Origin of the sequence: Rubripirellula reticaptiva, from assembly GCF_007860175.1 — a bacterium.
In the GTDB taxonomy this organism is placed as follows: Bacteria; Planctomycetota; Planctomycetia; order Pirellulales; family Pirellulaceae; genus Rubripirellula; species Rubripirellula reticaptiva.
Window position 1 is genome coordinate 1,640,783 of sequence record NZ_SJPX01000001.1, and the last position, 10,650, is coordinate 1,651,432.

At 53.8% G+C, this 10,650-nt stretch carries 10 protein-coding genes; 2 read left to right on the top strand and 8 right to left on the bottom strand.

The genetic code is table 11. The features are described from left to right. Positions 1–46: 46 nt before the first annotated feature. From Poly59_RS05840 to hisE, 4 genes are all read right to left on the bottom strand, one after another. Positions 47–2,353 carry a CRTAC1 family protein gene (locus Poly59_RS05840; RefSeq protein WP_146533058.1) on the bottom strand — a complete coding sequence of 769 codons (2,307 nt, stop codon included), beginning with the start codon at positions 2,351–2,353 and terminating at the stop codon, positions 47–49. 224 nt (positions 2,354–2,577) lie between these two features. After that, positions 2,578–2,922, bottom strand: coding sequence for a rhodanese-like domain-containing protein (locus Poly59_RS05845; RefSeq protein ID WP_146533059.1), 345 nt, complete (start codon positions 2,920–2,922; stop codon positions 2,578–2,580). A 23-nt stretch (positions 2,923–2,945) separates the two neighbouring features. Continuing rightward, positions 2,946–3,806, bottom strand: coding sequence for an ATP phosphoribosyltransferase (gene hisG / locus Poly59_RS05850; protein WP_146533060.1), 861 nt, complete (start codon positions 3,804–3,806; stop codon positions 2,946–2,948). A gap of 81 nt (positions 3,807–3,887) precedes the next feature. Further along, a complete protein-coding gene (gene hisE / locus Poly59_RS05855; RefSeq protein WP_146533061.1) occupies positions 3,888–4,268 on the bottom strand; it encodes a phosphoribosyl-ATP diphosphatase in 381 nt (126 codons plus the stop codon). Between the two features lie 376 nt (positions 4,269–4,644). Between hisE and Poly59_RS05860 the strand changes: the two genes are divergently transcribed. Then, on the top strand, positions 4,645–5,592 hold the full coding sequence (locus Poly59_RS05860; RefSeq protein ID WP_146533062.1) for a glycosyltransferase family 2 protein: 948 nt from the start codon (positions 4,645–4,647) through the stop codon (positions 5,590–5,592). Between the two features lie 17 nt (positions 5,593–5,609). Here the strand turns inward: Poly59_RS05860 and Poly59_RS05865 are convergent, their stop codons facing one another. The 3 genes from Poly59_RS05865 to Poly59_RS05875 all read right to left on the bottom strand — a co-directional run bounded on the left by Poly59_RS05865 (position 5,610) and on the right by Poly59_RS05875 (position 8,700). Beyond that, a complete protein-coding gene (locus Poly59_RS05865) occupies positions 5,610–6,860 on the bottom strand; it encodes a glycosyltransferase (RefSeq protein WP_146533063.1) in 1,251 nt (416 codons plus the stop codon). A 3-nt stretch (positions 6,861–6,863) separates the two neighbouring features. After that, entirely contained in the window at positions 6,864–7,712 is an 849-nt protein-coding gene (locus Poly59_RS05870) for a hypothetical protein (RefSeq protein WP_146533064.1), read from the bottom strand. Positions 7,713–7,776: 64 nt separating this feature from the next. Beyond that, positions 7,777–8,700, bottom strand: coding sequence for a glycosyltransferase family 2 protein (locus tag Poly59_RS05875; protein ID WP_146533065.1), 924 nt, complete (start codon positions 8,698–8,700; stop codon positions 7,777–7,779). Positions 8,701–8,962: 262 nt separating this feature from the next. Here Poly59_RS05875 and Poly59_RS05880 point away from each other — a divergent pair, with 262 nt between their 5' ends. Further along, the gene (locus Poly59_RS05880) at positions 8,963–9,634 is read left to right on the top strand and encodes an FkbM family methyltransferase (RefSeq protein ID WP_146533066.1); all 672 of its coding nucleotides are present in this window, start codon (positions 8,963–8,965) and stop codon (positions 9,632–9,634) included. 90 nt (positions 9,635–9,724) lie between these two features. Here Poly59_RS05880 and Poly59_RS05885 read toward each other — a convergent pair whose 3' ends face one another. Next, complete coding sequence (locus Poly59_RS05885; protein WP_146533067.1) at positions 9,725–10,450, bottom strand: FkbM family methyltransferase; 726 nt, start codon at positions 10,448–10,450, stop codon at positions 9,725–9,727. Between the last annotated feature and the right edge of the window lie 200 nt (positions 10,451–10,650).

A 10,650-nucleotide genomic window follows, 5' to 3' on the forward strand; every position in this document is an offset into this window, starting at 1 on the left:
CAGAGGGAGCAGGATTCAGCGGCGGAAATCTGGATAGCCAAGACGGCTATTCCACGTCAAAAAGAAACGGCTCGCATTCGACGGGTTTTGGCGTGTCCGAAAACTCTTCGACGATCAAGAACTGGCCCGTCGCGACATCACGAAACGTTTGATGAGAACCCGAGGCCGGCCAATCGATTTCGATCGTGTCGATCACAGTGGCTTTGCCGACGCCAATTTCCTGTCGCAGCGGATTGCCACCGAAACTGCTTCCGGTGTTGACCCACCGATGGATGTGGCGAGTTTCGCCATCGTCTTTGAACGTCAGATGAATGTGGGCACCGACGGCTGAACGCGTGGATTGTTTGCCGACCAAACGCAACTTGATCCATTCGTTGCCAAAGCCCGGATTCATGAACAGTGCGTTTCGAAATGCATCCCCGGAATACGCACCACCTAATTCAGTGAACACATCTTGATCACCGTCGTGATCGAAGTCGGCAAACGCAATCGCGTGACCTTTTTGTAGGTGCGAAAAACCACCAGGAATCGAAACGTCGGTAAACCGTTTTCCACCACGATTGTGATACATCACGTTGGGCATCAATCCTTCGAAGCCAGGAAAGCCGGTCGCCAAATAGAAGTCCAAGAAACCGTCGTTGTCCAAGTCGCCGTAATTAGATCCCATCGTAACAGTGATGTTCCCTAACCCAACCTCTTGCGTCACATCGGTGAATCGGCCCGCGCCATCGCCTTGGTAAAGTGCGTCCGGCGGCGCGTCATTCGGCAAGGCGAAGTAGTCCAACGCAACAAACTCAATGCTCTCTTGGTAATGAGGTGCGAATAGGTCTAGCTTTCCGTCGTTGTTGAAGTCCCAAAACCATGTCGAGAAGCTCGGCAGTGGCCCCGCCACACCGGCCGACTCGGTCACATCCGTGAATCGACCGTCGCCGTCGTTGTGATACAGCACGTTGGGTTGGGTGGCGTTGGACACGTACAAATCGGGAAGCCCGTCCGCGTCGTAGTCGCCCCACGCAACGCCTTTGGTGAAGCTGCGATTATCGATACCGGCCACGTTGGCGATGTCGACGAAGTGTCCGTCGCCGTCGTTTTGAAAAAGTTGGTTGGCGTGCATTTCGTTTCCGATGCAAACGTCAAGATCGCCGTCGTTATCAAAGTCGCTCCACGCAGCCGTTTGCGTCGGAAAGTTTTCGTCGGCCAAACCGGCTTCGACGGTCACATCTTCGAATCGGCCTGTGCCGTCATTGCGAAGCAGCGAATTGGGATGTCGCCCCGATTCCCGAAGCCATGCGCCACGCAGCACAAGGATGTCGATGTCACCGTCGCCGTCGTAATCTGCTTGGGCAATGTTCAACCCGCCGAAGATACCCACCAGATTTGCTAGCTCGGTCGTTTCCTTGAATTTCCCGTTGCCCATGTTTTGAAACATACGAAGCTGGCCGTCGGTGTTCCAACATGAAACGACGATGTCCAACCAATGGTCGCCGTTGAAGTCTTCGACCGCGACACCGCCGGCAAGCGAAAGAGTGTCGACCCCCACGGCCGTGGCGATGTTCCGGAAACGAGGAAAATTGGGTTCGTCCGAAACCAACCGACTCGGTGGAATCCGAAACCGCTCTGGCACACCATCGGGATAAGTCCCCAACGTCATGTGTGCCACGCACAATAGCCATCGACACGCGACATCGTCGGGAGCGATTTCCAAAGCAGCGTTCAAGTTTTCGATCGCTATCGTCGCGCCTTCGGTTTGCAAGTGAACGCCCTTTCCACGAATCGGAAACAAGCATCCTTCGCCGTCTTGGCAAAACACACAGTTCTCGTTCTCTGCTTTTCGCATCGCTGCTAAAGCCTTGGCGAAATAGATTGTCGTTTGCAGGTCCTCTGGTACACCCGATGGTGACTTCTCGGCAAACTCGATCAACATCGGATCGGTTAGCGCCAATGTTGCCAGCGCTGCGTCGGCTTCCCCGGCTAACGTTTGTTCGGACCCCAGTTCGAACAGGCTTTGCAGTCGTCCAAAGAAATTGCCTTCCTTGGTCGAAGCTGCCACACGTTTCGCTGCTGCGCGTTTGGCGCTGTCGCCGAAGTATTCCAAATCAGCCACATTTTCGTGCAACTGAGCCAACCGTTTCACCATCGCCGCGTGCCCCGGTTCGGGGCCGGCGGTGTTCTTGGGCGGCGTGATGATCGGCGCCGGCTTGGGTTTGCGATTTGCGTTCGATTCACTCGTTCTTGCCGCATCGTTGTCGTCGCGCGTCGAACAGCTGACGATGGACGCGATCAACCAGATAAACGCGACGATGCGAATCGCTTCGACCGCAGACGTGTGACGACGAAAGAGATGAATTTGCATGGAAAGGACCGTTTGATCTGATTCAACTTGAGGGACATGGGTCAACCGACCAGATGCATCGCCTTGAACTGTCTCTTGGGTCGAGTCTTTGCGAGCTAGTGCTTCAACCGCGTTATAACTTGGGTTTAACAATCGTCGCCGGACTCGCCAGAGTTCGGTTTTTCGTCAGACACACTAAATTCTAGCAAATCCAGATACACCGCAAATTTTGCGGACACATCCTACTAATATCGAGGAACTCCTGTATCGATTTGCAAACTCCAATCATCGATGCCACCGGCTAAGTTTTGGACTCGGCCGAAGCCTTCAGCCTGCAACACCTTCGTGACATGTAGGCTGCGGCCGCCGTGATGGCAGTGGACGACAATGTGATCGTTTCGATGCATGTCGAGCTCGTCAAGCCGTGACGGCAACTCGCTCATTGGCAGCAGTAGGCTACCGTCGATTTTGGCGAAATCGTATTCGTCTTGTTCGCGAACGTCTAACAGAACGAACGTTTCGCCACGCTCTTTCATCGCTGCCAAAGTGGCGACGTCGATTTCGAGAGGTAGGTCGTTTGAATCAGCCATGAAGTCTTTTTCGGGTTGGGCGTTTACAAACGGCAGTTCAGAATCGGTGTTTCAATGATCGCAGACGCGCCAGCGGATTCTAGGCTTTCCATCGTGTCAATGATGTCCTTTCGCCGAACCATCACACGGACGCTGCACCAAGCTGGATCTTCCAGCGAGTTGACCGTGGGCGAATCGTAGCCCGGTGTGATCAGTTCCGCGCCGGCAAGTTTGTCGCGGGGAATGTTGTATTCCAGCGACGAGTAATCGCGAGCGATGACAACTCCTTCGAGGCGACGGACGACGCGGTCGGCGGTCTCGCTGTCGTAGACCCGGTTGTTTTGAATCAGAACCGTTTCGTAGGATCCGATGTCTTCCAAGACTCGCAATCGATTGGCCGCTAACGTGCTTCCGGTTTCGACCAAGTCGACGATCGCATCGGCAACACCAAGTTGGATCATGACTTCGACGGAACCCGATAGCGATACTAGATGTGCTTCGGCGCTGTGCGCGGCCAGATACGTTCTTGTCACGTTGGGAAAGCTTGTGGCAATGCGCTTTTTGTCCAAATCGGTGGCAGATTTGAAGTCAGCGTCGTCTGGAACGCAGATCGCCAGGCGACACCGCCCAACGCCTAGCTTCATCCGTACTTTGACGTCCACCGCAGCTTCTTCGACTAAGTCACTGCCCGTGATTCCCATGTCGATTGCACCTTCGGCGCAAAGCGTCGGGATGTCGTCGGTGCGCAGAAAGATGATATCGATCGGCAGGCCGCTGACACGTGCGAATAGGCCGCGATATTGACGACGGAAATTCAGGCCAGCTTGGTCAAGCAATTCGCCGGCGATTTCGCTCAGCCGACCTTTGCTAGGTATGCCGATTCGCAGGTTTCGATCAGGTTCCATGGATATGTTGCTTCGGAAGGTTGGGTGATTCAGAGGTGTTGAATTAGGTCGGGGTTCCGGTTCGATTGCCGCACTACTCGCCTATTCGGCAGATTTGGGGCCGCGACTGGCTTTTTCAACCAATCCCGAGGTGCCTTCGCGGCGAGCAAGTTCAGCGGCCACTTCGGCAATGTCGACGCCACGCCATGCCATCAAAACCATGGCATGGTAGATCAAGTCGCCTGCTTCGTAGACAAAATGCTCGCGTCCCTCGTCGCCGGCTTCGTCGGACGCTTCGATCATTTCGTCCGCTTCTTCGCGAATTTTTCCGCCAATTTTCGCAGGGCCGCCGTCAAGAAGTTTGGTGGTATACGAACCAGCGGGTCGCTCGGATGCTCGCGTCGCGAGCGTGTCCATCAATCGCGACAACGGCTCCAGCGGGTGGGGCGGGTCGAGGGGACGAGGTGGCGAAGATAACGGCATCGGGTTTCCTGCGGTACGATCGGCGGGCAAGCAGCCACGATGGTAAACCGCCGGTGTGCTGTTGCCAACGGACGGAGGCGTGAATGTCGGTCTGTCCGACTCCCGATCGGCCAGCGAAAGCCCCTGTTTCGCCAAATTAACTCGTTCGGTGAGCAGCCTTCGCCGCGGTGGGACTGAAGCGAAACCATACCAATTCTGTCTTGTGTCAGCCCCCTAAAAATGCAACCGTGCTGGCTGTACCACTTCATTTTCATTCAGCTGTACCACTTCCATTCACTTGTACCACGTTAATCAACGGGGCAAGTGTTCAAATGGCTGACGACGGTGATCCTACCGTGACTTGATCGGTCGCTGCCTCCAGCGAGAACCTCTACTGATGACGTTACCACGTTTCGCCATTGTGACCCCGTCGTTCAATCAGGCCAATTTCCTTGAACAGACGATTCGCAGCGTCATCGATCAAGAGGGACGCGGAGTAAGCTTCGAGATCGACTATGCCGTCATCGATGGCGGCAGCACTGACCATTCTGCCGACGTGATACAGAAGTACGAATCCGAGCTGGCGTTTTGGTGCAGTGAAAAAGATCGCGGACAAACGCACGCGATCAACAAGGGGTTCGAGCGAGTCAGCGGCACCATTCACGCCTACATCAACAGCGACGACTATTACCTTCCCGGGGCGTTCGCCAAAGTCGCCAAGGCGTTTGCCAGTGATGATCAGGCCGATCTTGTTCACGGCATTTGTCAAAAAGTGGATGCGGCAGGCAGTGTGTTCAAGGAACAAATCTCGAACATCACCTCGCTCAGCGAAATGGTCAACCTTTGGGACTTCTGGCTGCGTCCCAAAGAGAACTGGAACTTCATTCAGCCCGAAGTGTTTTGGGCAGACCGACTGGCCAAGCGGCTGGGCAAGTTCGACGAGTCGCTGCACTTCACGATGGATTTCAATTACTGGCTGCGCGGCTTCGATGCAGGCATGAAAGTGCGACCACTGAATGCACCACTGGCTGCTTTTCGTGTCCACGAAGCCCAGAAAACGTCGCAGCGTGACGCCAGCATTCGGGAGTTGCTGCGAGGCATCGAGCCGTATCTGCTTGCCGACGACGATCGGATCCCAGCAGACCTGCGAACTCGATTGAATCAGTTGGCAGCCCTGAGTCATTGCCAGATCGAACACGCCCAAGCGACACCGACTAAACAGGTTGCCCAGTTGCTTCGTTTGGCCACCATGAACCCGAGCCTTTGCCAGTCAAAGCACTTTTGGAAGCAGTTCCGCCGCAGCAGCCGACGTGCACTGGTGCCGAGTCGTTACCGAGCTGCCTGACCCAAGGTGACCCTGACCTAAGTCGAGCACAGTCGCTGATACAGATCGATGTGCTGTTGCGTGATTTGTTTAGGCGAGTGCTGGGCGATCGCGAGTTCGCGTCCGGCTGCCCCCATCGCTTCCCTAGCATGGGCATCGTCGTGCAACCGTATGATGGCATCACAAAGAAGCCCTGGTGATCGAGGAGGCGTCAGCAGTCCTGTTTGGCCGTCGATCACCATCTCGGGAATGCCGCCCACAGCGGTGCCCACGACCGGAGTCTGGCAGGCCATCGATTCGAGTGCCGTTTGTCCAAACGCTTCTTCGATCGAGGGAAACACGAACACATCCATCGCTGAATAGATCGGCGATTGCTCGGCGCCACCATTCAGTTGCCCTTGATGCAACCACTGAATCGGGATCCTTTGCTGCAGTGTCTTGGAGGGTGGATGCCCAAAGCTAATTAGCGTTGTTTTCTTCTGAATCGATTCCGGTAACAACGTCATCGCATGCAGCAGGTCGGCAAGTCCTTTTCGTCGATTGCCCATCGCAGCACACGCAAAACCGATCACGAAGCGGTCGGCGGGAATGCCAATCGCAATTTTCGATTTATGTTTGTCCAGCGGCGAATAGTTTTCGATCGGCAACGGCAAGTAGATCGTTTCTTTGATTGCTGTCTTAGGAAGCACATCGGTCGACGCCGACTGTTGCAGATTCCAACGACTGTTGCCAACAACGGCCAGCTTTAAATTGCTGATTGCATCTCGCTTGATCTGCCGGCACTCGTATTCCAGATCCAACATTCCCGTCGCGGCATCGACATCACCTTGGTAGTGAAATCCACCCAGGTACGGATTCTGGTCGTGCAGCGTCCAAACAACCGGTATATCGATTTGGCCGAAGAACGTACGATAGTCGACCACGTCGCCCGTCCAATGAACGTGCAACACGTCGGCGCTAGCGAGCACCGGGCTTAGGTCGACGTTGACGAGGGCAGCGGGAGGCGAAAACGCTTCGTAATCTGCGTTCCCTTTTGACGCTGTTTTGATTCTGGCCTGCCAGCCGTTTTCAGTTGCGATGTGCAGCCGTGAGGCCCATTTTGATTTTCGACGGTCCCATTTGCTAGGTCTTGGAACCGGTAAGTGAATGATCGCCTGGGACGGCGAGCTTTCGCCATCGCAGACCGCAAACACGTGGCTGTCAATGTCGGCCTGACGCAGCCCCCCATGGATCCGCTGCAGCGCGCTTGCCCCGCCGTGCATGAACGCGGTTAAGTGAGCGATACGCATCGACTAAGCTGCTTTTCGCCGAGTGGCAAAAATCCATTTTTGCTCGGCCATCCGGCCTTCGGACACCAACGCCTCTTGTACATACGCACTGCAACGGTCTCGGACGGACGCTGGCAGCAGCGATTGTTTAGTAACCAAGTCGCGGTCGGTTACGACCTCTTCAATCTCATGAGTTTTTTGGAAAGCGAGTTTAAGTCGATCGGTGGTCCCTTCGACCAAATGGTCATGAGACTCAATCAGCCAATCCGCCTTGGATAATTCGTCTTCCGATAAACTATCGACGACTTGGTTTTCAAAACCTTCGCAGTCGACAACGACCAGTGAGTCCGACTGCAACTCATTTCGAAATGCGTCTGCATCGAAACCGCCAAACAGTTTCAAACGGTCTTCATCAATTCCGTTCGCCGTAGCATTGGCCTGGCAAAGTTTCTTGGCCTCGTCCTCGGTATCAAACCCAACCAGTTGCGCCTCGGGAAAATGTCGACCTAAGCCAACCAGATAAAAACCTTCGGCGAAACCGACATCGACAACCTGTCGGTAGCTTGTGTTTTGCTTGATCGCTTCAAAGCACGGTCGCAATTCCGATTCGTACGTCCCAAGCAACTTCGGCCACAACGAACTTCCTACGGCGGCTTCGCGCGCGTAACGCAGGCCCGCAAATGGTCCGGCGATCACAGTTCGGTCATTCAACAGATCAGCGCACTGCGCCCGCGCTCTTTTATGAATCACCGGATAACGTTGGCGATGGAAGAAATCGTGATTGGGCAGCCGCTGCGCCATGCTCCACAACAAGTCGCTCTTCATCATCACGCGGGTCGATCGGCAAGCAATCTTTCGGAATACGTTCTTCATTTAGAAACTTTCTTGACCATACACTTACATTGGAAATTGAATCAGCTTGTCAGTGAGACAGTGCTCAAGCAGCCGTTCGTTTTCCAAATAGAGTCTTCCGTGAAAACAGACGGCGACGTTTGGTCCGGCTTCGTTGCCAGGGACCGCTGTAAAGGATCTCGTCGGTATAACGGTCCGCTTCGGCGTGCCGAAATACTTCGTCGCTGTGATTGAGTTCGCCGAGCGGAGAGGTGGGAAGATGTGCGTAGGCTGTGTTGACGCTGGTGTGCGTCGCATCTCGATCGAAACCGATGTTGCTGACCAAGTTCTGGTTTGGCAACACCGTCAATCCATTTTGCAGCCAGCAAGCCAGTGTCCATGGGAACGCCCACGAATCGACGCTGCCGTCTTGCACTGCGTCGAACATGTGTTGCCAATACGCAATCTGTTGTTCACCCTCGCAGAAATGACTCAGTTGATTGGATTCTCGGATCTCGGGCCAGCGAGTCATTTTGAGGTCGAAGTGCTGCCAAGCACGCCGCCATGTCGCCCATCCCCAGCAATGTGGGTAACGCGAGAAGTAGTAGCTGTGGTTGGTGCGAGAATTTCCGTTTTGAAAGTTGTCGCCACTGATCGCCATGATCCGTTGATCGTGCCGATAACGGTCCAATAGCGTTTCGCAGTAAGGGAAAAATGTCGGCTCGACAATGCAGTCGTCTTCCAGCGTGATCAGGGTTTCGTGATCTTTCAAAACCTCGGTGATTGCCGAACTGATGCGGCGACCACAGCCCATGTTTTCGTCGGCGTACAACCGATGAACCTTGCAGGGCCAGTCGATATCTTCGGTAATCGCTCTCGCCTGCAATGTTCGTTCGGCTTCACCTTCGTGCCCTTGCCGAGGCGCATCGGCAGCAACATACAGAACCGAAGGTGCAAGCGCACGTATCTGTTCAAAAGACCGCTGCGTATGATCAGGACGGTTGAAGATGATGTACAGAATCGGCGACATGCTTGATCACGCAGCGGAAGTGAATTGACAGATGATCTGTTTCAGCAACGAATTCTCAGAAGCGAGGTAGGCCCAAAACCGATCACAGTGACTGGCGATACCAAAGAAGCGAAAAACGATCAACGCCAACCAGGCGATATTGACTGCGGTGATCTGAATTTCCTATTGAAAGCAGGAACCTTGACATGCTGCCGCGAAGATTCGCGTTGGCGCGAGTGTTCTGAACGAAAATGGACCCCCAGCGGCTTTAGGAAACTACGCCATGATCATCGATCTTCGACGCGAATTACGCCGATACGGAATCAAGCCGGACCACGTGCTGCACGTTGGCGCTCACGAAGGCCAAGAAGATGGCATCTATCGTAAAATGAAGGCAACGCCGGTTTACGTCGAAGCGAATCCAGAAGTGTTTTCTCGCTTGCGTGAGAATCTGCCAGATCGCGAGTGTCACATGGTTGCAATTTCGGATCACGAAGGCACGGCTGAGTTTCACGTCACTTCAGCTGACCAAAGTAGCTCGCTGCTTTCGTTGGCCAAACACTCGGAAATTTATCCAGACATTGTTGAAACGAAGACTTTTCAAGTTCAGTGCACAACCATCGACAAACTGCTGGAAGGCCGGGCGGAATCCTTCGACGTGCTAAGTCTCGATATTCAGGGAGCAGAATTACTGGCGTTGAAGGGAGCCAGCGAACTTTTGCAAACGGTGTCTGCGATCATGACCGAGGTCAATCGCGAGGAAATGTACCACGGTTGTGTTCAGATCGAAGAACTTGACAACTACTTAGATCAGTTTGGCTTCACCCGCGTGAAAGTCACTTTTCCCTACCATGAGTCGTGGGGAGACGCACTCTATCTTAAAAACGCAATTGCAAGTCGTTCAGGGATCACAAAACTGATGCGACGTTTCTTTCCAGTTTCTCGTGCTGCGTAGCTGTCGTTCGGAGAATGAATGCTTGTCGCGCGGCTCGGCTTTTCAAAGTTATCGATTAGAGAGAATCGAACTGAGCCTATGCAGATTCTGCTACGCAGCCTTCACACACGCTGCAACCCGCGTGTCTTTGAAAAAGACGGTATGACGAGTACGACTGCACGGCTGATAATCGTTGGCCATCATCAGTTTGGCCGAGTCCGATTGCAAAACACTCTCGAAATACTCGCCGTAAATCTCCACCAACACGAAAGTTGGTCGAAATCGATCCCAGTCGTTGGATTGAATCACTTCGAAGTCAAAACCCTCAACATCAATCGATACGAAATCAATTGCTTGTCGCGAATCAATGTGGCGTTCGAGAATATCGTCGAGGCGGCAAACACTTACTTGGCGTTGGTCGATGATGTTGTAGGTCGTGTTGGCATCGCGGTCGTTGGATAGGGTCTCGTCAAAGCCGTTCAACGCCGGTTCGTCAAACATGTAGTAGGTTAGGCTGCCAGGCGTCTGCGCAATCGCGGCTTCGACTGCAACATCATCAGGACGAACCGAAAGAAACTGGGCTGCAAATCCAGGCCTTGGATCGATACTGATACCCCGCCACCCAAGGTCATAAAACAACCGCGTGTTAGAGAATCGGGATGGATGGTGTGCACCGACATCGACGTAGAACCCCTCTCGGTTTACAGCATCATCAATCAGCCGCAGCAAGACGAGATCTTCGCCCTCTTGAGCATATGATTTTTGCCAGTAGCAAGAATCTTTTTCACTTTTCCAAGGTAAACGCTTTTTGATTGATCGAGCTAGTTTTTTCACCATGGGTACCTTGTTCAGTGGGAACGTTTCATTTGACGGTGGCTAACGCAGCAGAACCCTACAGATTTTCTGTACCAAGCCAATGGTCTCTGCGTCAAGTTTGAACACGTCCCCACACTGGGTGCCTGGTTGCTGAGTGGTTGGTCGTAAACACTGGTCGAAAGCTGTGGCATGTAGTTTGGCTAAGCCGAATTTGTTCGGCG

Excerpts from the sequence above, each read along its gene's own strand:
- Poly59_RS05840 (WP_146533058.1), bottom strand. The coding sequence starts at position 2,353 with ATGCAAATTCATCTCTTTCGTCGTCACACGTCTGCGGTCGAAGCGATT.
- Poly59_RS05845 (WP_146533059.1), bottom strand. The coding sequence starts at position 2,922 with ATGGCTGATTCAAACGACCTACCTCTCGAAATCGACGTCGCCACTTTG.
- hisG (WP_146533060.1), bottom strand. The coding sequence starts at position 3,806 with ATGGAACCTGATCGAAACCTGCGAATCGGCATACCTAGCAAAGGTCGG.
- hisE (WP_146533061.1), bottom strand. The coding sequence starts at position 4,268 with ATGCCGTTATCTTCGCCACCTCGTCCCCTCGACCCGCCCCACCCGCTG.
- Poly59_RS05860 (WP_146533062.1), top strand. The coding sequence starts at position 4,645 with ATGACGTTACCACGTTTCGCCATTGTGACCCCGTCGTTCAATCAGGCC.
- Poly59_RS05865 (WP_146533063.1), bottom strand. The coding sequence starts at position 6,860 with ATGCGTATCGCTCACTTAACCGCGTTCATGCACGGCGGGGCAAGCGCG.
- Poly59_RS05870 (WP_146533064.1), bottom strand. The coding sequence starts at position 7,712 with ATGAAGAACGTATTCCGAAAGATTGCTTGCCGATCGACCCGCGTGATG.
- Poly59_RS05875 (WP_146533065.1), bottom strand. The coding sequence starts at position 8,700 with ATGTCGCCGATTCTGTACATCATCTTCAACCGTCCTGATCATACGCAG.
- Poly59_RS05880 (WP_146533066.1), top strand. The coding sequence starts at position 8,963 with ATGATCATCGATCTTCGACGCGAATTACGCCGATACGGAATCAAGCCG.
- Poly59_RS05885 (WP_146533067.1), bottom strand. The coding sequence starts at position 10,450 with ATGGTGAAAAAACTAGCTCGATCAATCAAAAAGCGTTTACCTTGGAAA.